Source organism: Shewanella sp. SM32 (assembly GCF_025654235.1).
GTDB lineage: Bacteria > Pseudomonadota > Gammaproteobacteria > Enterobacterales > Shewanellaceae > Shewanella > Shewanella oncorhynchi.
In genome coordinates, this window is the sequence record NZ_JAKKRO010000044.1 from 17982 (window position 1) to 41772 (window position 23791).

Here is a 23791-nt window from a genome sequence, read left to right on the forward strand (position 1 = left end):
ATGCTCTCAGAACAAGCGCTAGAACTCATTGATATTGTGGCTCGTGTAGGTAGTTTCACCGCGGCGGCGAATCGGCTACATAAAGTGCCCTCTGCCGTGAGCTACGCGGTCAAGCAAATAGAAGAAGAACTCGGCGTCATTCTTTTTGAACGGCATCATCGCAGCGTAACGTTAACACCAGCGGGTGAACATTTTGTGAAGCAAGCCAGAACCTTGCTCACGCAAATGGACGAGATGAAACGTGGCACTCAGCGCGTGGCAAATGGTTGGCAACCCACCTTGTCCATAGCCCTTGATAATATCGTCCGTGCCGACAGGATCAGCGTATTAATTGCTGACTTTTATCGACACTTCCATGATATTGAATTAATTATTCGCATTGAGGTCTTTAACGGGGTTTGGGAAGCGCTCGCCACTGGTCGCAGTGATATTGCTATTGGTGCGACAACCGCAATTCCAGTCGGTGGTGTTTACCAATATAAAGACATGGGGGATATTGAGTGGGCGTTTCTTGTTAGTAAAAATCATCCCTTGGCCAGTATTGACCGCCCATTAAGTGACGATGAGCTGCGCCCTTTTCCCTCGATTTGTTTAGAAGATACTTCTCGGGAAATTCCAAAACGTATGACTTGGTTGCTCGAAAATCAACGTCGCCTCGTTGTACCCGATTGGATCCGTGCCATTAACTGTTTCCGCGAAGGTTTAGGCGTCGGTTATATGCCAGTGCATTTAGCGAGCGTGTTTATTAAGGCGGGTGCGCTGGTTGAAAAACAACTGGAAAATCCAAAGCAGACAAGCCCTTGTTGCTTGGCGTGGAATGCTGACAAGATGTCGCCTGCACTCGCTTGGGTGCTGGAATATCTTGGCGATACTGAAAAATTGCACAAAGAGTGGCTGGCTTAAGCTTGGTTTAAACTCAATATGCTGATCTAGTCATTGAAATCAGCATTGAGTGTGATTGTGTACCGTCTGCTTATGTACAGACTAAATTTTTACCTTCATAGTGGATGAAGACGCAGATACAAGAATCTTATTTTTTTGCTTTGCAGTTAAAGTTGAAATAAATAATTGAGTAAAATTTTGAAGATTAACAATTTGTTATTCATGGTTCTATGACTTTCACCCGTATCTCATGTACGGTATCATTGCACCAGTTAAGTTCATTTTAGGATTTTACGGGAACTTAGTGTGCTGTAAAAAATCAAAATGATCAGTTTGGAAATGTGTCAACGGAGATCAACATGACCCAAGAAACCTTATATTCGACGAGTGCGTCAACACTGGAAGTGAACAAACTTCTTAAAAACACTTATATGCTGTTATCGATGACATTGGCCTTCTCTGCCCTGTGTGCGGGTTTGGCAATGGCATTAAATATCAGTCCGTTAGTCTCCATTGGTTTATCGATTGGTGGCCTAGTACTGTTGTTTGTCACGTTACGTAAAGCCGAGTCTGCAGCGGGTATCTTCTGGGTGTTTGCCTTTACGGGTATGGAAGGTGCTTCACTGGGCTACATGCTCAATCACTACGCGGGTATGGCAAACGGTCCACAGCTGATCATGCAAGCACTGGGGTTAACGTCAGTGATTTTCGTTGCGTTATCAGCCTATGCCGTGACCACTAAGAAAGATTTCTCTTTCCTACGTGGATTCTTATTTGCCGGCTTGATTGTGGTGATCGCCGCCGCTGTGATTAATATTTTTATGGGTAACAGTGTTGCCTTTATGGCAATTAACGCGGGCTTGGCGTTACTGATGACAGGTTTTATCCTGTTTGATACTAGCCGTATCGTCAATGGCGGCGAAACTAATTACATTCGCGCGACTATCTCGTTATACCTAGACTTCTTAAACCTCTTCATCGCGCTGTTGCACCTGATGGGCATAGGCAACGATGACTAATCCTAGTTAGCGATTTTTAGCTTAACTTGCGTTAGAATGGCCCTACTTTTAGGGCCATTTTTATTTTAAATGAGCAAATTTATTATCCAAGTGAACGGGCCCGCTTATGGCACGTCGGCGAGTGTTAATGCCTTACGCTTCTCCCAAGCTGCACTTTTAGCTGGGCATCAGATTATCTGTGTGTTTTTTTATCAAGATGGCGTGTATAACTCCACAGATTTAAGCTTACCCGCCTCCGATGAAAACGATGTGATCAGTGACTGGAAACAGCTGGCGCAATCCCATCAGGTCCCGTTAGTCAATTGCGTTTCTGCAGCGCTACGTCGTGGCATTGTGAGTCAGCAAGATGCCAGCGAGAATGGCCTTAGCCACTGGAATGTGGGCGAGTCATTTATCATGGGCGGTTTAGGTGAGCTAATCACAGGTATTGAATCGGCCGATCGTTTGATCAGTTTTTAACTCTCAGGGCTACTATGAAAAAATTGTGTATCCTATTTCGCTGCTCGCCACATGGTACTGTTCGTGGCCGCGAAGGTTTAGATCTTGCCCTGCTTAGCGCTAGCTTCGAACAAGAAGTGAGTTTAGTGTTTGTTGATGAAGGTGTGTTGCATTTGATTAAAGAGCAACAGCCTGAGCTTATCGGTGCTAAAGATTACATATCCACCTTTAAAGCACTGCCGCTGTATGATATTGGCTCTGTGTTAGTCTGTAAGCAATCCTTAGCCGATTACGGCTTAAGCCATGGCTTACTGTCGATCCCAGTCACAGTAATCAACGATGAAGCCATCGCAGCCCATTTAAACCAAGTGGATGAGGTCTTAGTATTCTAATGATTTTACATCATATTCAAACATCTCCCAGTCGAGATAGCGCGCTGAAACTTTGTTTACGTTACGCCTGTAAGGAAGATGCGATTTTATTATCGAGCGATGGCGTTAACGCGTTACTGCTGCGCCAGTGGGCAATGGCATTATCGCCCTTCAAGTTGATGGTCTTAAAAGACGATGTTATCGCACGTGGCCTATCCGAACGTTTAAAGAACGTGATGCTTATCGATTACAATGAGTTTGTGGCTCAATCATTACTCCATGACAAGGTGATAACGTGGTAAATCCATTGCAATTTAATGGCGCAGAAATCGCCCGTGACCATCAAGGTTATTTAAAAAATCTTAACGATTGGCAACCCGATATGGCCCTGTTGTTAGCAGCAGAAGAGCAAATTTTACTTACGCCAGCCCATTGGGAAGTGATTAACTTTGTTCGAGATTTCTATCTCGAATATAAAACGAGCCCTGCTATCCGTGTATTAGTTAAAGCCATTGGCCAAGCCTTAGGACCAGACAAAGGCAATTCAAAATACTTATATACCCTATTCCCGATTGGACCTGCGAAACAAGCAACGAAAATCGCGGGCCTGCCCAAACCAGCTAAGTGTATTTAATGGCAAAGGGTTAAGTCATCACGTAAACATGATACAAACAAAAAGGCATGTTCCCTTGGGAAACATGCCTTTCTTTTTACTTGAACAAAGTTGATAGGGTTATTTGACGTTTTCTAACACAACCCAGATGGCTTTGCCTACGGTGGCAAGCATTACAGCAAAAAATACTGCAATCACAGCAGTATAGGAAAGCCAACGGAGATAGCGCTGGCCTTTATCCATAGTATTATTTTGTGTTCCATTAGCCTATTTGAGTCAAACCGCCCATGTAAGGACGCAGAACTTCAGGGACTGTGATACTGCCATCAGCATTTTGATAGTTTTCTAAAATAGCCACTAAAGTACGACCTACAGCTAAACCTGAGCCGTTTAACGTATGCAATAGCGCAGGCTTATTGTCTGCTTTCACACGGTAACGCGCTTGCATACGACGGGCTTGGAAATCCTTCATGTTTGAGCAAGAAGAAATCTCACGATAGGTATTTTGTGCTGGTAACCAGACTTCGATATCGTAGGTTTTGCTTGAGCCAAAGCCCATATCGCCAGTACATAAAATCACTGTTCGATACGGTAAACCTAAACGTTGCAACACAGTTTCAGCATGACCTGTCAGCGCTTCAAGTGCCGCCATTGAATCTTCAGGCTTAACAATTTGCACCATTTCAACTTTATCGAATTGGTGCTGACGGATCAGACCACGGGTATCTTTGCCGTATGAGCCGGCTTCGCTGCGGAAACATGCAGTATGCGCTGTTAACTTTATTGGCAGCTCGTCTTCATCAACAATGCTATCGCGAACTAAGTTCGTTAATGGCACTTCTGCGGTTGGGATAAGGCTCAAGCCTTGGCCTTCTTCAGTCGCAGGTTTAGTGTGGAATAAGTCTTCACCAAACTTAGGTAGCTGGCCTGTGCCGAGTAAGCTTGCCTCGTTAACCAGTAATGGCACATAGGCTTCGGTATAACCGTGCTCTGTGGTATGTAAGTCCAACATGAACTGACCAATGGCGCGGTTTAAGCGGGCGACTTGGCCTTTCATCACGATGAAACGTGAGCCAGTGATTTTAACGGCATTTTTAAAATCTAAGCCGTTTAGGCCTTCACCTAAATCGATATGATCTTTAATTGGGAAATCAAAAGTGCGTGGCGTACCCCAACGTCTCACTTCAACGTTCTCTGTTTCATCGGCACCCATTGGTACTGATTCATCAGGCAGGTTAGGCATAGACATGGCAATGGCATTGACTTCTTCAAGTATAGCGGCCAGTTCAATCTTTTTGGCATCCAACTGTGAACCTAAATCGCCCACTTGCGCCATGATCGCGTCAACATCTTCACCACGGGCTTTAGCTTGGCCAATGGATTTGGAGATAGCATTACGCGACGCTTGTAATTCTTCGGTAGCCACTTGCAGTGACTTACGTTTTTCTTCTAATTGAATGAGATGAGCTATGTCTAAAATAAAGCCACGGGTAGCCAGTCGCTCAGCGGTAACTTCTAATTCGTTGCGCAAAAATTTAGGATCTAACATGTGATATATTCTTAATAGTTAAATGCGAGAAAAAACCAGTTGTTGACCTAAGTACACCATGAATAAACATAGACTTAGATTCAACACCACATTCAAAATCGCCTTCAGCCAATCCCCTTCTTGCATCAGCAACAAGGTTTCATTAGAGAAAGTCGAAAACGTTGTCAAAGCACCTAATAGACCGATACCTATAAGCGCTTTGAGTTCAGGGCTGATATGACTCATTTGCCCCAGAGCGTAAATTACGCCCATAAAAAATGAACCTATAACATTAACCAACAGTGTACCAAAAGGAAAACTGCTGCCAAATACTTGGATCATGAATATTGAAATAAGATAGCGTAAAACTGCTCCAATTGACCCGCCGAAAGCCACTAATAAGATGTTAGTCATATCTTTTGTTCTCACTGGCTTGATCTAACTGGGCTAATTGCGCCAATTTATCTTTGATCCGCTTCTCAAACCCTCGCTCAGTCGGAAAATAAAACTGTGCTGTTTGCAGGGATTCGGGGAAATAATTTTCACCACTGGCATAGGCATTGGCTTCATCGTGGGCATATCGATACCCAGCTCCCATGCCGATGTCTTTCATTAACTGAGTCGGTGCATTGCGTAAATGGTGCGGCACTTCGACTTGCCCTGTTTCGCGAGCTAACGCACGCGCCGCCTTAAATGCGGTATACACAGCGTTGCTCTTCGGCGCACTGGCAAGATAAACAATGGCTTGTGCTATTGCTCTCTCACCTTCGGCGGGGCCAACACGGTGAAAACAATCCCAGGCATTCAGTGCGATTGTCATCGCCGCAGGATCGGCATTGCCCACATCTTCAGAGGCAATCGCCAGTAAGCGCCTTGCCACGTAAAGCGGATCGCCACCGCCTTCTAATATTCGACAAAACCAATACAACGCGGCATCGGGTGCTGATCCGCGAATGGATTTATGTACAGCCGAGATTAAATCGTAAAACTGATCACCGTTCTTATCAAAACCAGCAACTTGGTGCCCCGCCACTTGAATTAACATTTCAGTGGTAAAGGTGCCACCGTCGATGAGCATATCACTCATCAACTCAATAAGATTTAACGCTTTACGGGCATCACCATCACAAAGTTGTGCCAATGTGGTGAGCACATCGGTTGGCATTACAAATCGTCGTAGGCCTAAACCGCGCTCGTTATCGTTTAAGGCTTGAGTCACTATATGGGCGATTTCATCATGGCTTAAGCGCTTGATAAGATAGACCCTTGCCCGCGAGAGTAAGGCATTATTGATTTCAAAAGACGGATTTTCTGTGGTCGCGCCGATAAAGATCACTGTGCCATCTTCAATAAATGGCAGAAAGGCATCCTGCTGACTCTTATTAAATCGGTGGACTTCATCGACAAACAATAGAGTACGTTGGCCACGGGATTCTGCAACGGCTTTTGCTTGCTCAATCGCGGCGCGAATGTCCTTAACGCCAGAGGTGACCGCGGAAATGCGCTCAACGTGAGCATTTGAATAATGTGCGATTAATTCAGCTAAGGTTGTTTTACCTGTGCCCGGCGGTCCCCACAACATCATGGAATGGGCGCGCCCAGCTTCCAATGCTTTGCGTAGTGGTTGGCCCTCACCCAGTAAATGGGCTTGACCTATGTACTCGCCAATCGTTCTTGGCCGCATGCGCGCGGCCAAGGGACGAAAATCGGGTGCAAAATTAAACGATAAACTGCTCACGCGATAGCCTAATGCGCTGCTTTACGACGTTGATCATCAACATCGACGCTGTCTGGGATCACAAAGGTGAACAAGGCTTTGTCTTTATTTGTGATGGCTTGCTGATTGCTTAAATCAAACAGGCTTAAATTACCTTTATCATCGGCAACATTAAAGTTGACTAACTGGGTATTTTTGAAACACACATTGACGGACAATATGCCCGAATCAATCGCCTTAGGTTTGATCTCATAGCAATCTTGTTTCTTGGACACTGAATACTGTGACCAAGTCGCATCGTCGCGGTGGACGAGCAATGCGATGGGAGATGCATTGATTGCTTCAGCAAAATCCATGATGACCACCTCTTCGGCGAAAGGATTGTAGATCCACAAATCTTTACCATCAGCGACAATCTGCGATTCATCGGGCTGGGTTAAATGCCAATAAAATTGATTCGGATACGCTAAGGCAAAAATGCCAGACCCTGTTTGAATAACCTTTTTATTGACATCTGTTACGGTTTGTTTGAAATCGGCTTTTAGTGACGCGGTACCAATCAATTTTTCCCTGAGCTGCTGCGCATCATCGGCAAACACAGCCGCGCTAAATAGCAAAGGTGAAGCTAACAACACAGCGCATAATCGTTTTTTCATTTTATTCCTTACCCTGTAAACCCTTGGGTGTATCAAAGCTACGCCTTAGCGCGGCTTAATAATGTTTTGGTGCTGGCGGCGCTAAGACTTCACGGTTACCGTTGTGGCCTTGAGCAGAAACAATACCTTGCGCTTCCATCTGTTCAATAATCCGTGCTGCACGGTTATAACCAATCTTAAATTTACGCTGTACGCTTGAAATCGAGCCGCGACGAGTTTCAGTCACAAAGGCAACTGCTTCATCGTATAACGGATCGTATTCTTCGTCTGATTCAGCGGTTTCACCAGGCAATAATACTTGTTCACCATCACTGGCACCGTTGAGGATTTCTTCGATATATTGCGGTTTGCCACGGGCGCACCAGTCGGCAACGACACGGTGAACTTCATGATCATCAACGAACGCACCATGAACACGATTCGGTACCGCAGTACCCGGTGGCAAAAATAACATGTCACCCATACCAAGCAAGGTTTCGGCACCCTGTTGATCTAAAATGGTGCGCGAATCGATACGCGATGACACTTGGAACGCCATACGTGTGGGAATGTTGGCTTTAATCAAGCCGGTAATCACATCCACTGACGGTCTTTGGGTTGCAAGAATTAAATGTATGCCTGCGGCACGCGCTTTTTGGGCAATACGGGCAATCAACTCTTCAACTTTTTTACCAACAATCATCATCATGTCAGCAAATTCATCGACCACGACAACAATCGATGGCAGCTTATCTAACGCAGGCGCTTCAGGCTCCATGCTGTCGGATGACTTCCACATAGGATCTAAAATCACTTCGCCATTGGCTTTCGCTTCGGCAATTTTAGCGTTATAGCCCTTGATGTTACGCACGCCCATCATAGACATCAGCTTGTAGCGACGTTCCATCTCGCCGACACACCAACGCAGCGCATTGGCAGCTTCTTTCATGTCGGTCACGACTTCACATAGCAAATGCGGAATGCCTTCATAGACAGACAATTCCAACATTTTGGGGTCGATCATGATAAAGCGTACATCTTCTGGGCCAGACTTATACAGTAAGCTGGTGATCATCACGTTTACACCCACAGACTTACCAGAGCCTGTAGTACCGGCTACCAATAAATGTGGCATTTTACCAAGATCAACAACAACTGGGTCACCGGCAATATCTTGACCTAACACCATAGTTAAGTTGGATTTACTCTCAGTAAAGGCAGCACAATCTAACACATCGCGCATAAACACGGTTTCGCGGAATTTATTGGGCAATTCAAGTCCGACATAAGCCTTACCCGGAATAACTTCAACCACGCGCACACTTTCAGCCAGTAATGAACGAGCTAAATCCTTTGATAGATTAGAGATTTTTGACGCTTTAACGCCCGGCGCTAATTCTAATTCAAAGCGTGTGATCACAGGACCTGGATACACACCCACTACATTGGCGATGATGTTGAAATCGGCCAATTTAAGCTCAACAAGGCGAGCGACTTGATCCAATTCCTCTGGGCTGATCGGATTCTTCTTACGGTCAGGTATGTCGAGCAAGTTAATACTCGGCAGAGGATCCATCGGTTTTTTCGGTGCGGGTTTGTCTTCTTGTCCTGGCAATACCACAATGCCATCGACAATTTTAGCTTTTTGATCTTGCTTATTACGCTGCGCTTGATTCACTGCACCTGTTGACACTTTAGTATCAAAATCAATGACATCATCATCGCTAAAACCTAGACTTTCATCGTCTTCATCTTCTGTAAATGCTTGACTGCTAAACACAGGCTCATTGTCATCATGATCGAATGAATGCGAATTTAAATCGGCATTGTCTTGCTCATCGGCATTTGAATGTTGAGGTTCAGCTAACCAAGGTGGCGCTTCAAAATTGCCATGGGCGGCCAAATCATCATTATCGATTTGTGGCTCAACCCGTTGTGCACTCTTACTTTTACTGCCATTCAAGCTCAGAATTTTTGCAAGCGCCGATAGTTTATTTTTTGGCGACGAATTATTCTCAGTTTCGGTAATAATACCTTCTGGTTCAATGACCATATCATCAGTGGCAGCATATAGCGTTGGGGTTATCTCAGCCCTACGACCAATATGACGCTCACGCACCTTAGGCTTTTCAACTATGGGGGGCTTTTCTAGCACATATTGGGATTCACGGCGCTGTTTAAACTTATCCACCACGGACATAAAACCACGGGTATCCTCGGTTTCATGCTCACGCTTCATCGCTTGCGGCAATAATTTTAACTTTTTATAAATCCAAATAGAGACTAAGCCGATTTTCTCGACCACAGTCAGCCAGCTAATCCCAGTCAACAGCGTAAAGCCTGAGCCCAAGAAACACAGCAGTAATAAGGTAGTGCCGAGTTTATTAAAATACGGCAACATAGCTTGACCGATCACATCACCCGCCACTCCGCCTGCCGAAAACTCGTAGATGTTGTTGGCATTCATACTCGCCAAAGCAGAAAATCCTAGAATGATCAGTAAAAATCCAATCAATCTCAGGGCCACTGAAAAGTAATCAATTTCAAGTAAATGATGGGCGCGCTTGAACAATAACCAACCCGTCGATGCGACAATGATTGGCATGATATAAGCCGTAACGCCGAAGAAATATAACAGAATATCGGCAATCCAAGCCCCTACTGCTCCGGTCCAGTTTTTAATATCGCCTTGAAAATGCGACTGACTCCAACCAGGATCAGACGGACTAAAACTCGTCAATGCGAGCAAAATATAAGTGGCGAGAACACAACAAATGATGAGTCCGCCTTCCAGCAGACGTTGCAGGCCAGTGAGCGTGCGTACACTATTTCCTTGAGACAAACGACGTAATCCATAAAAGTGAAAACAGGTGGGCTAACGATACCAGAATCCCACTAAATGTGGAGCACATTAGCCTGTTTTTCTATACAGAATTGGTCATGATTGGCAAAATTTAGTCTATTGAGGTGTTTTAGTGTGCTTTTGGGGAGGAATGAGTTATTACACAAACACTTCCGTTAACAAATTTGTTTAAAAATGCCACAAAAAGAAGCCCCTAAGTTAGCAAACTTAAGGGCAATACAAGGCTAATAGCAATAGGCGTTAAATGAGATGAACATATCGACGTTACTGATAAATAAGGGGCCTAAGCCCCTTATTGTAAAACCAAACAATCAGGGTAATTTAGATATCTGAGAGTAGATGATTTATCGCTACACGACTGGTGTGCTTAACTTCTTCCATCACAACATAAGTACGCGTGTCGGAAACAGAAGGTAATTTCAATAAAGTTTCACCTAACAAGCGACGATAAGCCGACATATCTGAAACACGAGTTTTCAGTAAGTAGTCAAAATCGCCTGAAACCAGATGACATTCTTGAATATCATCGAGTAGTTGCACTGCACGGTTAAACTTATCAAACACTTCGGGAGTATCACGGCTTAATGTGATTTCCACGAATACCAGTAGGGATGCACCCAAGAAATGAGGATTCACCAATGCGGTATAGCCATTGATGTAACCTTGCTTTTCGAGACGTTTTACTCTTTCTAAACACGGAGTTGGACTTAGTCCGACTCTTTTTGACAATTCCACATTTGAAATGCGGCCATCAAGTTGTAGTTCATTAAGAATGTTGCGATCGATGCGATCCAAGTCTTTTACAGGACTCTTTTTATTATATGCCATTTATTTAACCTTGCTTTATCACTAAAACAACATTTTATTCTACGTATGCCGAAAGTTCAGCAGCATAAACTGCGTCGCCGATACTATACTAGATATCCCTGAATTAATCACGTTCAGGTCACGATAAAATAACAATTATGCCCATTAAAAGTGGGATTTCAGGCAATTGAGGCTCAAAGATGATTATTGGTGTTCCCAAGGAAATTAAAAACCACGAATATCGTGTCGGTATGGTTCCTTCTAGTGTTCGCGAGTTGGCGATCAAAGGTCACGACGTTTTTGTTGAAACAAATGCAGGCATAGGTATTGGTTTTTCAGATCAAGATTATATTGATGCTGGCGCCACAATTTTAGCGACTGCTGCTGAAGTTTTTGCTAAAGCGCAGATGATTGTAAAAGTAAAAGAGCCTCAAGCAGTTGAACGCGCTATGTTGCGTCACGATCAGATTTTATTTACTTATCTGCATCTTGCTCCAGATTTACCGCAAACTGAAGATTTAATCAAAAGTGGTGCCGTATGTATCGCTTACGAAACTGTGACAGACGATCGTGGTGGCCTGCCTTTGCTTGCTCCTATGTCTGAAGTCGCTGGTCGTATGTCAATCCAAGCTGGCGCTATGGCGTTAGAGAAATCTTCTGGTGGCCGCGGTATGTTATTGGGCGGCGTACCGGGGGTTGAGCCTGCTAAAGTCGTCATTATCGGCGGCGGTATGGTTGGTACTAATGCAGCACAAGTGGCAGTTGGTATGGGTGCTGATGTTGTTGTGCTTGATCGCAGTATTGATGCTCTACGTCGTTTAAATGTGCAATTCGGTTCTGCTGTAAAAGCCATTTACTCAACTGCGGATGCAATTGAACGTCATGTTATTGAGGCCGATCTTGTGATCGGTGGTGTACTAATTCCTGGTGCTGCGGCGCCAAAATTGGTTACTCGTAGCATGATTTCACGTATGAAACCTGGCAGCGCTATCGTTGACGTGGCGATTGATCAAGGCGGTTGTGTTGAAACTTCACATGCCACTACTCACCAAGATCCGACCTACATCGTTGATGATGTTGTGCATTACTGTGTTGCAAATATGCCTGGTGCGGTCGCTCGCACTTCCACATTTGCGCTTAACAATGCAACCTTACCGTACATTCTCAAGTTAGCAAATTTAGGCTATAAAGAAGCGCTGTTGCAAGACAAGCATTTTCTTAATGGCTTAAACGTCATGCACGGTAAAGTGGTGTGTAAGGAAGTGGCTCACGCCCTAAACTTAGCGTTCACATCTCCTGCTACACTATTAGTATAAGTTTTTAATTAAATTAACTTTTTATGTGGATTTGAGCTAGCTTTACTTAGTATGTAATTCAAATCGGTCTCGATACAATTGAGGCCGATTTTTTATTGGGTAGAAATAGGCTCCACTGCGATCGCACCATCATATTTATACAAGTTCATCCCGTGCTTCATTTCGTGGTTCACACTTAAGCTATTTATTCACAGTAAAGTAAAACTGACACTCTCCATACTAAAACGGATGGACTCGATTAGTGCAATCTAAAAGAATCGCCCTCCAACACTTTACCCCCACAGGTAAATTCCCTACAATCCTTGCAATTTGCTAAAGGCACGGAGATAAAAATGAGCCAGGTCAGACATTGTAACTTATTGATTTTGGGTTCAGGCCCAGCAGGATATACCGCAGCCGTTTATGCTGCGCGTGCGAATTTAAAACCTGTGATGATCACAGGTATGCAACAAGGTGGTCAATTAACCACGACGACTGAAGTTGAAAACTGGCCAGGCGATGCGGACGACTTAACAGGTCCAGCCTTGATGGAACGTATGCAGAAGCATGCTGAAAAGTTCGATACTGAAATCTTGTTCGATCATATCAACGAAGTGACCCTTACCGAGCGCCCTTTCCGTTTGAAAGGCGATAACGGCGAGTACACCTGTGATGCGCTGATCATCGCAACTGGCGCTTCAGCCCGTTACTTAGGGTTAGAGTCAGAAGAAGCTTTCAAAGGTCGCGGTGTATCAGCCTGTGCAACCTGTGATGGCTTCTTCTATCGCAATCAAAAAGTCGCAGTGATCGGTGGCGGCAACACCGCCGTTGAAGAAGCACTGTACTTAAGCAATATTGCTGCTGAAGTTCACCTCATCCATCGCCGTGACACCTTCCGTTCAGAAAAAATCTTGATCGACCGTCTGATGGACAAAGTCGCCAATGGCAACATAATCCTTCACTTAGATCAAACCATGGATGAAGTTGTTGGTGATGCCATGGGTGTGACAGGTCTGAAGATGAAGAGCACTAAAGATAGCTCGATCACTGACTTAGCCGTTGCTGGTGTGTTCGTCGCTATTGGTCACAGCCCTAATACCGGTATTTTTGAAGGCCAGTTGGAAATGAACCACGGTTATTTAAAAGTTCAGAGTGGCTTGCAAGGTAACGCCACGCAAACCAGTATCGAAGGTGTTTATGCCTGTGGTGATGTGATGGACCAACATTATCGTCAAGCCATTACTTCTGCCGGCACAGGCTGTATGGCCGCACTCGATGCAGAGCGTTATTTAGACGCTAAAAAGTAACTAGACTCGATTTTTCAACGAATAGCAGGCTTAGCCTGCTATTTTTTTAGGTCAAAATTGTTAAGCAATAGCAAAAATTTTTGCGGGCTGTGCCAATCGACATTGTTCACGCACTCACATGTCTTTCCTTTGCGATTATTAATTCCGCACCACTTAGATAGTACTTATATAAGTTCTTAGGTAAGTAAAATCATTTCGTTAAGCCAAAAATGGCGCACAAAAAAAGGGACCAAATGGTCCCTTCTCTACAGCAACAAACTAATTTCTTAGTTTAACGCTTCTTTTGCTTTTTCAACTAAAGTTGCAAATACAACTTTGTCGAATACAGCGATGTCAGCCAAAATCTTACGATCGATTTCGATAGACGCCTTTTTCAGACCGTTGATGAAACGGCTGTAAGACAGACCATTTTGACGAGCAGCAGCATTAATACGTGCAATCCAAAGTTGACGGAATTGACGTTTTTTCTGACGACGGTCACGGTAAGCATATTGACCAGCTTTAGTTACTGCTTGAACAGCAACACGGTAAGTACGGCTACGAGCGCCATAATAACCTTTAGCTAGTTTTAAAACTTTCTTGTGACGAGCACGAGCGGTTACACCACGCTTAACTCTTGGCATTTTCTAATCTCCTAAATTAAGCGTAAGGTAATTGACGCGCGATTGCTGGAACGTCAGCTTTTGATACTAAACATTTTGCACGTAAGTGACGTTTACGTTTAGTGCTTTTTTTCGTCAAAATGTGACGTAAGTGTGCTTGCTTGCGCTTGAAACCATTAGCGGTTTTCTTAAAACGCTTCGCTACACCCTTGTCTGTTTTCATTTTAGGCATTTCTAAAACTCCGCATTGGGATGTTTAATAAAAAGCAAGGCGAGCAAAGGCCATAGACCTTTGCTACTTTAAGTTTTGCCCTACTTATTTCTTTTTAGGCGCTAGCACCATAATTGCTTGTCGGCCTTCCATTTTCGGGAAAGATTCAACAACCGCATACTCGTCCAAATCAGCCTTGATACGGTTCAATAGATCCATACCCAGGTTTTGGTGTGCCATTTCGCGACCTCGGAAACGAAGCGTAATCTTCGCTTTGTCCCCGTCTTCCAGAAAACGTATCAGGTTGCGTAGTTTTACCTGATAGTCGTTTTCGTCAGTTCCAGGACGGAATTTAATTTCCTTGACCTGAACCTGCTTTTGCTTCTTCTTTTGTTCCTTGGCTGACTTAGCCTTATCAAAAAGGAACTTACCGTAGTCCATAATGCGACATACTGGAGGTTCAGCATTTGGGCTGATTTCTACTAGGTCTACACCTGCTTCATCTGCCAAATTCTGAGCATCTCTGATGCTTACCACACCAATAGCTTCACCATCAATGCCTGTTAAGCGTACTTCTGGTACACCTGTGATTTCTTCATTGATTCTATTAGGGGCCGGCTGACGCCCTGCTGTTTTTTTGATCTTTATGACCTATTCCTCCAACAATTTGAGACTACGGAGCGAAATCTGTTGATGGATTTTAGTGGCGAAATCTTCAAGTCGCATCTTACCTAAATCGATACCATCACGGGTACGCACCGCTACTTCCTTATTTTCCATTTCTTGATCGCCAACGACCAACAAATAAGGGACACGCCTTAAGGTGTGCTCGCGTATTTTAAAGCCTATTTTCTCATTCCTCAAGTCAAAAGACGCTCGAATACCTTGTTCTTTGAAGAATTTTACGACTTCTTCAACATAATCAGCCTGTTTATCGGTGATATTCATCACGACAACTTGCATTGGGGCTAACCAAGTTGGGAAACGTCCTGCATATTCTTCTATCAAGATACCCAAGAATCGTTCCAAAGAGCCTAAAATAGCACGATGGATCATCACTGGGGTCTGACGGCTGTTATCTTCGGCAACGTAAGTTGCACCAAGACGGCTTGGCAACGCATAATCGAGCTGCACAGTACCACATTGCCACGCTCGGTCCAAACAATCGTGTAAAGTAAATTCGATTTTGGGTCCGTAGAACGCACCTTCGCCAGGCAAAATAGTGAATTCAATATTATTGGCACGCAGAGCTTGCTTAAGTGCTTCTTCCGCTCTGTCCCACATCGCATCGTCACCGATACGTTTCTCTGGGCGAGTCGACAGTTTTACTACGATATTTTCAAAGCCGAAGGTAGCGTAAGTATCGTAAACCATCTGGATACAGGCACTCACTTCCTCTTGAACTTGGCTGTCAGTACAGAAAATATGGGCGTCATCTTGCGTAAAGCCACGTACACGCATTAATCCGTGTAACGAGCCTGAAGGTTCATTACGGTGACAGCAACCAAATTCAGCCATACGCAATGGCAGATCGCGGTAAGATTTTAACCCTTGGTTGAAGATCTGCACGTGGCCTGGGCAGTTCATTGGCTTGATGGCGTATTCGCGATTTTCGCTGCTGGTCGTGAACATGGCTTCTGAGTATTTATCCCAGTGACCAGAACGTTCCCACAACACGCGGTCCATCATTAATGGGCCTTTTACTTCTTGGTAAGTGTATTGGTTTAGCTTACGGCGAATGAATCTTTCTAATTCGAGGAAGATGCTCCAACCGTCATTATGCCAAAACACCATACCCGGTGCTTCTTCTTGCATGTGATACAAGTCGAGCTGCTTACCGATTTTACGGTGGTCACGCTTAGCCGCTTCTTCAAGACGGGTTAAGTGTGTGCTCAGGGCTTTTTTGTCGGCCCAAGCGGTACCATAGATACGTTGCAACATCTTGTTTTCTGAGTTGCCACGCCAGTAAGCGCCGGCAATGCTCATTAATTTAAAATGCTGGCAGAAACGCATGTTAGGTACGTGCGGTCCACGACACATGTCAGTGTATTCTTCGTGATGATACAGCGCAGGCGTCGCGTCTTTGCTGATGTTCTCATCCAGAATGGCAATCTTATAATCTTCACCGCGCGCAGCGAATGTATCACGGGCTTCTTGCCAGCTAACGACACGTTTTACTACGTCATAGTTGGTTTTTGCCAGTTGAAGCATGCGCTTTTCTAATGCGTCGATGTCATCTTGAGTCAACTTGTGCTCAAGGTCGATATCATAGTAGAAGCCATTATCGATAACAGGACCAATCGCCATCTTGGTTTCTGGCCACATTTGCTTAATCGCGTGACCTAATAAATGCGCACAAGAATGGCGAAGAATTTCAACACCTTCTTCGTCTTTGGCGGTAATGATTGATAGCTCAGCATCGGTTTCAATGAGATCGCAAGCATCTTTTAATTCGCCATTAACGCGGCCAGCGATACAAGCTTTCGCTAAACCAGGGCCAATATCGGCGGCAACATCGAGGGTCGATACAGCATGAGCAAACTCGCGTTTGCTACCATCGGGAAGTGTAATTACAGGCATGAAATGTCCTTTCCAGTGGTGACCCACACGTAGGGCCACTTGGTTTTAGTTAATGTAAGAGAAATGCTCGCTAGGTTAAGACAGTACAGGAGTCTTAGCCGCCTTGCGTAGCAGGGCGTTTATTCTAAGGGATTGTAGCTAAAAGGCGCAAGCATATTGACCAGAATTGGGATTGGAAACAAAAAGCAAATTCATGATTTTGCAGTGTCTTGGTAACTTCTTGGTCATCTAACTCCCCTATTCTAGCGCCAGTTTATTGGGCATCACTGAAAACATGACAAGGGAGTTGATATGTTGAACTGCATTCTACTGGCTGTAACACTCACGCACACTGCAACCGCTTTACCTGAGCCGCAGGTGAAAATTACAAGCAAATCTTTGATTGATACTCAAGTGTTACTCGTTGATATTAAAAGTGAACTTGAGCAACAGATGCAGCGTTTAACGCTGGATATTACCCAAGATGCCCGCGATGGCGTGTTACACAGCAGTGAAATGGAGGGGTTAGTGACGGTAAAGGACTAGTTTTTAGAAGAGATAATGATCCAACAAGAAAATATTTAACCAGAAGGTCTATCATGCTGCGTTTTGAGACCGACTTCATCTAAATCAGTGCACTGCACTCTGCTGTATACTCAAATAGGAAGCACATAAAGCGCACTCAGGTTTCGAATATCGACAAAGCGCAGACAATATAAGCGATAAGCGTACGAAGTATGAGATGCGTTGATTGAGCAGAGCGATTCGCTCTATTGGCGATAAGGAGTTGCACCATGAGAGTCATGAACAAAGTTATTGCTTGTCCCCACTGCGGGCACCATCAAGATATCAGTATCGATGCCAGCTGTGGAGACCAAGATTATTACGATGACTGCCGAATTTGTTGTAATCCGATTCACTTACGCTTACACATCGATGAATCGAGACGGACGGTTGAGCTGTATATCGATTCAGACGACGAGCAAATCTATTAAACGAGATTGCACTACACGCTGCGATGTCACAAAACTAACGTGCTTGTTCGTTAAAACGCCTGGCCAGCACGCGCTCGACTGTGTCGACGATAATTTGTGTTTGGCTGTCGATCTCAATATTGAGTTCATCACCCACTTTATACTGACTTAAATTGGTCAGTTTTAGGGTTTCAGGAATTAAGTGCAACTTAAAACCGGAGTCACTCACCTCGCCAACCGTTAAACTACAGCCATTAACACCAACAAAACCTTTATAAAAAATGTAATCCATCCATTTAGGCTCAATGCCCAGTGTCAGATCATAATGCTGTTCTGTATGGCTAATATCGATGACTTTGGCCTTAGTATGGATATGGCCAGAGAGAATGTGCCCACCAATTTCACTACCAAAAGTTAACGAACGCTCAACATTAACGCTTTGACCTATAGACAAATTAGTCAGATTCGTCAGTCGCAAGGTCTCTTCCACTACGTCGAAAAATACCCTATCATCAACGACCTGAGTCACAGTAAGACATACCCCGTTATTTGCCACACTTGCACCTATCGCAAGTCCCTCATGCAAATCAGGTTCGAACGCTACCTCAAGGGTATTTAGGCCATCTTTCTTATGTATTGCAACCACCTCGCAGGTGGCTTGAACTATACCTGTAAACATTTTCTGCTCGCTTAATCGTTAAAGGCTGTATTTATGAATCATTCAGGCTATCAAGCCAAACGTTTAATCCAACTGGCGCTGCCGGTACTGATAGCTCAGGTCACTCAGACCATGATGGGCTTTATTGATACCGTTATGGCGGGCCGTGTTAGCGCGGTTGATATGGCCGCTGTTGCGGTCGGCACTAGCCTTTGGTTACCCGCTATTCTTTTCGTCCAAGGTTTACTGATGGCTTTTACGCCTTTGTTTGCCCACTACAATGGAGCGAATAATCAAAAAGCCATCCAACCTTTGGCCTTTCAAGGTGCCTATCTTGCCATCATTGGCGGCATTGGCGTGATGGTTTTCCTCGCATCTGCGCCCTTTGTGCTTAGCCATATGGATTTAGAACCCGAATTATACCGCTTAACCATAGGATATCTCGACGGTATTTTATGGGGCGCACCCGCATTTGTGCTTTATCAAGTGCTACGTGGCTGCAGTGAAGGTATATCCTATACCTTACCGACCATGGTCATTGGTTTTGTCGGTCTAGCCGTAAATATCCCCGCTAACTATATTTTTATTTATGGACACTTTGGCGTACCGGCCATGGGCGGCGCAGGCTGTGGTATCGCCACTGCTCTCGTATTCTGGGCCATGCTAGTTGCCATGACCATTTACATGCAGTTGCATAAAAAATTCGCGGCTTTAGCTCCCTTCAGTAAATTTCATCGCCCAGATTTTGAAACGATGAAGAAAATGACCAAACTCGGCATGCCGATAGCAATGGCGCTGTTTTTTGAAGTGAGTTTATTTGCCATCATAGCGCTATTACTCGCGCCACTTGGCGCAACAGTGGTCGCAAGTCACCAGATTGCGCTCAACTTTTCTGCCATCGTATTTATGCTGCCGTTATCTATCGGTATCGCAGTATCGATTCGGATTGGTTATTACTTAGGCCGTGATCGCGCTGATATTTCCGCGGTGGTCACTAAAGTGGGCTTATGGCTGGCACTATCCCTTGCTCTAACGACAGCGGTTTTGACCGTCTTATTTAGATTCCAAATTGCGAAACTTTATAATGGTGATCCTGAAGTGGTTGCCTTAGCCGGCAGCTTGATGTTGATGGCAGCCCTGTATCAATTATCTGATTCAGTTCAAGTGGTCGCAGCGGGTGCTCTTCGCGGTTATAAAGATACACGCAGCGCTTTTTATATCACGCTGTTTTCCTACTGGGGCATTGGTATGTCACTCGGTTATACCTTAGCTTATACGGACCATATCGTTCCCGCGATGGGTGCCCATGGATTCTGGGCAGGATTGATTGCGGGCTTGACCTCAGCAGCGCTGTTATTTTTCATTCGTCTGCGTTACATCCAAAAGCATGGCGTGCATTTGAGCCTTATTGAAGGTGACAGTGTTCACCATTGATTGCATTAATGGCGAGCGACAGTGCTCGCCTTTTGGTTTATCAGTTTGATTTCGATGCATTCTCTGAAGTAAAACGAATAAAAAATTGCGGTTTTATCGGCGGCATTGTTGAAACACTGGGCAAGTTGCACAGCAATTCACCATTTGACGACAAATTTGTTTTTTTTGCTTGCCAGCCCTGCGCTATGCCCCTAATATAGCGCTCGTTCCAAGGCGCAACGCTTTTGAATAGCTTGTTAAATTTTGCGATGCACCCGTAGCTCAGTTGGTTAGAGCACTACCTTGACATGGTAGGGGTCGGTGGTTCGAGTCCACTCGGGTGTACCATTTATTGCTTTAGTTCAAAACCTTATCACTTTGTAAATTATGTTACTCTGTGCCCAAACCAAATTTACGAATTCCTATCTTAAAAATATTCAAACAGACACATCATTTCAAGCACTCAATAAATTGATATGTTTATACGCCGGAAAAAATCAAAACTAACATCATTGGTGCCCAAACTTGTGCCCATGTGCCCAAAGTAGTTTTTAGAAGTGATTTGCAGTGACCCCTACTCTGGATAGTAAATATATAACCTTTTCACATACCCTAGCCTAGAAAGTAACTTCTAAACCCGCACAATTATGAAGATGCTCAGAAGCAGGCTGCAAATGTACATAGGCAGCCAAATGATCAATGCGGGCTGAATCAGCTGTTGAAAGTCACGCTTATGAAAGCCAAGTACCTACGCAGTTTAGCAATCAACTCATCTAGTGTGGATTGCAAATCCTCAGGTGACACAGCTGGCAACCCCTTCAGAAATGGGGGTTGCGTGGAATTTCTGTATCCAGTTGCGATGACAGTTCAGGTAGTGCTTTGGTTTGAAAAAATAGGTTTTTGAACATAGTGAACCTCCGACACAATAGTGTGAAGGTTCAATCTGGTATTGCTGGCTAATTAGATTCAAAGTTTTGATATTTATTGTGCAGCCAACACGTTTTACGTTGCAGCAGCCATCTTGCTTTACTCGCCTAATACCTGCCAATACCCACCTTTTTTGGGGCCGTAAAAAGCTAGTTTGTTTTGTTGTTTCAACTTAGCGACAGCGCGTTCGATGGTGCTTGGCGATTTGCCTAGGTGAGCAGCAATCTCGGCTAAGGTTAAATTTGGCTGATTGGCTAACAAGCTCAAAATTTGCTCTGGGGTTTTTACCCGCGTTTCTACCTTCTTTTCTACCCGCGTTTTCTCAGATTCTACAGTCAGTTCTGTTTCTGTCGTGTTTTGTACTTCGTGTAGCGTCTTGGCAATTATCCCCAGCATAAACTCAATAAACGGAGCACAATCTGTTTTTGCGGTACTATTGCGGATTGCTTGGTAATACTCTGCTTGATACTGGTGAATTAAGCTTTCTACGGGGATGTCCATAAAGGCTGGTTGCCACTGGCTTAAAATCAATGTTTGCCATAGTCGCCCCATGCGGCCATTACCATCCGCAAAAGGGTGAATAAACTCAAATTCATAATGAAAGACACAACTGCTAATAAGTGCGGGTAAGTCTGTTTGTTTAAGCCAACCAAATAAGTCTTTCATTAACCGTGGCACTTGATCAGCGCCCGGCGCCATATGCACGATGGTATCGCCCGACATGACACCTACACCACCTTGTCGATATTGCCCCACATCTGTCAACAACCCTGCCATAAGCACTTGATGGGCATGCAATAAATCTTGCTCACGGCTATATTGCCATTTTGCTAGAAACTCATACGCTTTAAGTGCATTTTGTACTTCAAGCACCTCTTTGGGCGGTGCAATAATGTGCTTACCGTCCAAAATGGCAGTGATTTGCGCTTCGCTTAAAGTATTGCCCTCAATCGCCAACGAGCCTTGTACCGTACGGATCCGATTGGCGCGCCGAAGCCTGATCGCTTGTGTTTGCTCGATGCGCGCACTCAAGCGGCCAATGCTCTCACTGATCTCAGCGACCTGTTTTAAAATGGCCGGTGTAATACTGAACGGCGGGTTATAGGGCATCAGTTCACCTCAACAATCGTCGTATACTTTATCAATGCAACTCCAAAGCTGTTCAAGTAAATGATAAGAAGCTGAATGAGCTCATTAGGTATCGCCATAATATTTTATTTTTGCTGCCAAAATTGCTTATATCTGCCCGCCCACACCTTTAAACTTCTCAACAAAAGCGGCAATTTTCTGAAAAACCGTTTGCTTCTGGGTTCGGTACTGTGGGTTCAATGGGCTAAGTTTGGGCAGCGCCTCATTAAGTGCAGTGCCATTTTCAGAGGCGTACTCATGTTTGAGTGATGACGCAATATAGCGTTTGGCAGCATCGATATTGAGCTTTTCAGAGGCAATAATGGCATCGGCTTCACGCTTCTGCTCCGCCTGGGCGAATTTGAAGAAAGCGTCGATAATGCTGGCTTTGTCATTGATCTCATCTAGGTTTGTCTGGTTAATAAAATCAACCACCAAGCTCTCTTTCGCTCTATTGCCAAGGCTACCACGAATCATACGGCGGACTTCTTCAATCAAGCCTTCTTTGCTCTTGTTCTTCTTATTGTGATCAAAAATAAGTTCAAGAATATAATCGAGGTTTATTTCCTGAGATTTAAGCAAATCAATTTCAAAGACCACGTCGTCCCAGTCTACCGTTGACTTATCTTTGTCCTGACCTTCTTTATCGCGTCGCAACCAGTCGCGGGTATCGTTGTAGGTAGAGCGATAATCTTGAATAGCACGTTCGCTCGGCATATCGATGGTTTGCATTGCCTCGATGTCAGCATCGTCCAGATAGTACTTTGATTTGAACTCTTCAACAGCTTGTTCATCACTGGTATCTAGGCTTTGCAGTGCTTTTAATCCAGCAAACTCATCGTAGTTTTGTAAAATATTTTCTGCTTTGAGGTATTCACCAAATAGCTTGGCAAACTCTTTTTTATCTTGTTCTTTTTCAATATTTTCTGGATTTGGAAAGCGTTCTTGCAGCTCTTTGACGATATCAACAAAACCTCGACGCGCTTGGCCAGTAGCAATATCGTTAAAGCCTTCCATGTATTCTTTGTAGCTCTTCTCCAACACCACGTTTTTGGTGTTTTTGTCACCAAACAAGGTGATTGCATCAATGGTTGCCTGTTCCAAATCACGGAAGGTAACAATATTGCCAAAGGTCTTCGTCGCATCATAAATGCGGTTAGTGCGAGAAAACGCCTGCATCAAGCCGTGATAGCGCAAATTCTTGTCAACAAACAAGGTATTGAGCGTAGGCGCATCAAAGCCCGTTAAAAACATACCGACCACTATGAGCAGATCTATTTCTTGATTCTTCACGCGCTGGGCAAGGTCACGGTAGTAGTTCTGGAAGCCATTACTATCCACGCCATAGTTAGATTTAAACATGGCGTTGTAATCCGTAATCGCGGCGCTCAAAAACTCTTTCGCGCTGCTGTTCATCGCGCTAACTTCAAAACTCTCATCTAAAATATCACCAATGGCGTCCTGCTCTTCATTGGCTGCAAATGAGAAGATAGTCGCAATGCGCAGAAGTTTACTCGTGGGGCCATTCTCAGCCTCGGCCTGCAATATTTTGAAGGTTTCATAATAGGCTTTCGCCGCATCAACACTACTGACCGCAAACATGGCGTTAAACCCTTTAGCGCCAGAATAGGCTCGATGCGTTTTCTGGTTAAAATGGCTCAGAATATACTGCGAGATTTCACGAATGCGCATTGGATGTAAGAAGGCTTTCTTATTCTCAGCGGCACTAAGCTTCTTTTCATCCTGCTCAGTCTCAATGCTCTTAAATTGCGGATGAACATCGTTATAGTCCACTTTGAACTTGAGTACTTTTTCATCACGAATGGCGTCAGTGATCACATAAG

25 protein-coding genes, 1 tRNA gene and 1 pseudogene are annotated in these 23791 nt (G+C 44.5%); 12 read left to right on the forward strand and 15 right to left on the reverse strand.

Annotation, left to right across the window (positions count from 1 at the left end; all coding sequences use genetic code 11):
• The 6 genes from punR to L5M10_RS16480 all read left to right on the forward strand — a co-directional run bounded on the left by punR (position 1) and on the right by L5M10_RS16480 (position 3344).
• Positions 1-903, forward strand: coding sequence for a DNA-binding transcriptional activator PunR (gene punR / locus L5M10_RS16455; protein WP_028759950.1), 903 nt, complete (start codon positions 1-3; stop codon positions 901-903).
• Between the two features lie 338 nt (positions 904-1241).
• A complete protein-coding gene (locus L5M10_RS16460) occupies positions 1242-1901 on the forward strand; it encodes a Bax inhibitor-1/YccA family protein (protein WP_028759949.1) in 660 nt (219 codons plus the stop codon).
• A gap of 69 nt (positions 1902-1970) precedes the next feature.
• On the forward strand, positions 1971-2360 hold the full coding sequence (tusD, locus tag L5M10_RS16465; RefSeq protein ID WP_028759948.1) for a sulfurtransferase complex subunit TusD: 390 nt from the start codon (positions 1971-1973) through the stop codon (positions 2358-2360).
• Positions 2361-2374: 14 nt separating this feature from the next.
• Positions 2375-2731 (forward strand): sulfurtransferase complex subunit TusC, encoded by a 357-nt coding sequence (tusC, locus tag L5M10_RS16470; protein WP_168827718.1) that lies wholly within the window; start codon positions 2375-2377, stop codon positions 2729-2731.
• Positions 2731-3012 (forward strand): sulfurtransferase complex subunit TusB, encoded by a 282-nt coding sequence (gene tusB / locus L5M10_RS16475; RefSeq protein ID WP_168827719.1) that lies wholly within the window; start codon positions 2731-2733, stop codon positions 3010-3012. The genes tusC and tusB overlap by 1 nt, the downstream gene beginning before the upstream one ends.
• Positions 3006-3344 (forward strand): TusE/DsrC/DsvC family sulfur relay protein, encoded by a 339-nt coding sequence (locus L5M10_RS16480; protein ID WP_028759945.1) that lies wholly within the window; start codon positions 3006-3008, stop codon positions 3342-3344. Before tusB ends, L5M10_RS16480 begins: the two co-directional genes overlap by 7 nt.
• Positions 3345-3443: 99 nt before the next feature.
• Here the strand turns inward: L5M10_RS16480 and L5M10_RS16485 are convergent, their stop codons facing one another.
• The 7 genes from L5M10_RS16485 to lrp all read right to left on the reverse strand — a co-directional run bounded on the left by L5M10_RS16485 (position 3444) and on the right by lrp (position 10894).
• Positions 3444-3566 carry a hypothetical protein gene (locus L5M10_RS16485; RefSeq protein ID WP_028759944.1) on the reverse strand — a complete coding sequence of 41 codons (123 nt, stop codon included), beginning with the start codon at positions 3564-3566 and terminating at the stop codon, positions 3444-3446.
• 19 nt (positions 3567-3585) lie between these two features.
• Positions 3586-4872, reverse strand: coding sequence for a serine--tRNA ligase (gene serS, locus L5M10_RS16490; RefSeq protein WP_263161193.1), 1287 nt, complete (start codon positions 4870-4872; stop codon positions 3586-3588).
• An 18-nt stretch (positions 4873-4890) separates the two neighbouring features.
• Positions 4891-5265 (reverse strand): fluoride efflux transporter CrcB, encoded by a 375-nt coding sequence (gene crcB / locus L5M10_RS16495; RefSeq protein WP_028759942.1) that lies wholly within the window; start codon positions 5263-5265, stop codon positions 4891-4893.
• Positions 5258-6589, reverse strand: a complete 1332-nt coding sequence (locus L5M10_RS16500; RefSeq protein WP_131525570.1) for a replication-associated recombination protein A — start codon at positions 6587-6589, stop codon at positions 5258-5260. Before L5M10_RS16500 ends, crcB begins: the two co-directional genes overlap by 8 nt.
• Positions 6590-6597: 8 nt before the next feature.
• Positions 6598-7224 (reverse strand): outer membrane lipoprotein chaperone LolA, encoded by a 627-nt coding sequence (gene lolA, locus L5M10_RS16505; RefSeq protein ID WP_131525571.1) that lies wholly within the window; start codon positions 7222-7224, stop codon positions 6598-6600.
• A 55-nt stretch (positions 7225-7279) separates the two neighbouring features.
• Positions 7280-10045 (reverse strand): DNA translocase FtsK, encoded by a 2766-nt coding sequence (locus L5M10_RS16510; protein WP_263161195.1) that lies wholly within the window; start codon positions 10043-10045, stop codon positions 7280-7282.
• Between the two features lie 342 nt (positions 10046-10387).
• On the reverse strand, positions 10388-10894 hold the full coding sequence (lrp, locus tag L5M10_RS16515; protein WP_006081649.1) for a leucine-responsive transcriptional regulator Lrp: 507 nt from the start codon (positions 10892-10894) through the stop codon (positions 10388-10390).
• Between the two features lie 179 nt (positions 10895-11073).
• Here lrp and ald point away from each other — a divergent pair, with 179 nt between their 5' ends.
• Together ald and trxB are read left to right on the forward strand one after the other, a co-directional pair.
• Positions 11074-12189: an alanine dehydrogenase gene (gene ald / locus L5M10_RS16520; protein WP_028759938.1), complete on the forward strand. Its 1116-nt coding sequence runs from the start codon at positions 11074-11076 to the stop codon at positions 12187-12189.
• A gap of 332 nt (positions 12190-12521) precedes the next feature.
• Positions 12522-13475, forward strand: coding sequence for a thioredoxin-disulfide reductase (gene trxB, locus L5M10_RS16525; protein WP_105252502.1), 954 nt, complete (start codon positions 12522-12524; stop codon positions 13473-13475).
• 266 nt (positions 13476-13741) lie between these two features.
• On the opposite strand, the gene rplT is transcribed toward trxB, so the two are convergent.
• From rplT to thrS, 4 genes are all read right to left on the reverse strand, one after another.
• The gene (gene rplT, locus L5M10_RS16530; RefSeq protein WP_006081652.1) at positions 13742-14098 is read right to left on the reverse strand and encodes a 50S ribosomal protein L20; all 357 of its coding nucleotides are present in this window, start codon (positions 14096-14098) and stop codon (positions 13742-13744) included.
• 16 nt (positions 14099-14114) lie between these two features.
• A complete protein-coding gene (gene rpmI / locus L5M10_RS16535) occupies positions 14115-14309 on the reverse strand; it encodes a 50S ribosomal protein L35 (RefSeq protein ID WP_006081653.1) in 195 nt (64 codons plus the stop codon).
• Between the two features lie 84 nt (positions 14310-14393).
• Positions 14394-14936 (reverse strand): translation initiation factor IF-3, encoded by a 543-nt coding sequence (gene infC, locus L5M10_RS16540; protein ID WP_012089240.1) that lies wholly within the window; start codon positions 14934-14936, stop codon positions 14394-14396.
• 3 nt (positions 14937-14939) lie between these two features.
• Positions 14940-16868, reverse strand: coding sequence for a threonine--tRNA ligase (gene thrS, locus L5M10_RS16545; RefSeq protein WP_028759936.1), 1929 nt, complete (start codon positions 16866-16868; stop codon positions 14940-14942).
• Positions 16869-17159: 291 nt separating this feature from the next.
• Between thrS and L5M10_RS16550 the strand changes: the two genes are divergently transcribed.
• Together L5M10_RS16550 and L5M10_RS16555 are read left to right on the forward strand one after the other, a co-directional pair.
• Positions 17160-17393 carry a hypothetical protein gene (locus L5M10_RS16550; RefSeq protein ID WP_028759935.1) on the forward strand — a complete coding sequence of 78 codons (234 nt, stop codon included), beginning with the start codon at positions 17160-17162 and terminating at the stop codon, positions 17391-17393.
• Between the two features lie 248 nt (positions 17394-17641).
• Positions 17642-17842: a CPXCG motif-containing cysteine-rich protein gene (locus tag L5M10_RS16555; RefSeq protein WP_028759934.1), complete on the forward strand. Its 201-nt coding sequence runs from the start codon at positions 17642-17644 to the stop codon at positions 17840-17842.
• Positions 17843-17876: 34 nt separating this feature from the next.
• On the opposite strand, the gene L5M10_RS16560 is transcribed toward L5M10_RS16555, so the two are convergent.
• Entirely contained in the window at positions 17877-18500 is a 624-nt protein-coding gene (locus tag L5M10_RS16560) for a riboflavin synthase subunit alpha (RefSeq protein ID WP_263161199.1), read from the reverse strand.
• A 33-nt stretch (positions 18501-18533) separates the two neighbouring features.
• On the opposite strand from L5M10_RS16560, the gene L5M10_RS16565 reads away from it, so the two are divergent.
• Together L5M10_RS16565 and L5M10_RS16570 are read left to right on the forward strand one after the other, a co-directional pair.
• Entirely contained in the window at positions 18534-19913 is a 1380-nt protein-coding gene (locus L5M10_RS16565; RefSeq protein ID WP_028759932.1) for an MATE family efflux transporter, read from the forward strand.
• Between the two features lie 250 nt (positions 19914-20163).
• A tRNA-Val gene (locus L5M10_RS16570) sits at positions 20164-20240 on the forward strand.
• Positions 20241-20536: 296 nt separating this feature from the next.
• On the opposite strand, the pseudogene L5M10_RS16575 reads toward L5M10_RS16570, so the two are convergent.
• The 3 genes and pseudogenes from L5M10_RS16575 to L5M10_RS16585 form a co-directional block, all read right to left on the reverse strand.
• A pseudogene (locus L5M10_RS16575) lies at positions 20537-20800 on the reverse strand (phosphohydrolase); the annotation flags it as partial.
• A gap of 118 nt (positions 20801-20918) precedes the next feature.
• Positions 20919-21929, reverse strand: a complete 1011-nt coding sequence (locus L5M10_RS16580; RefSeq protein WP_263255603.1) for a Fic family protein — start codon at positions 21927-21929, stop codon at positions 20919-20921.
• A 126-nt stretch (positions 21930-22055) separates the two neighbouring features.
• Positions 22056-23791: type I restriction endonuclease subunit R, EcoR124 family (locus L5M10_RS16585; protein WP_411569345.1), on the reverse strand; the 1736-nt coding region annotated here is incomplete at its 5' end.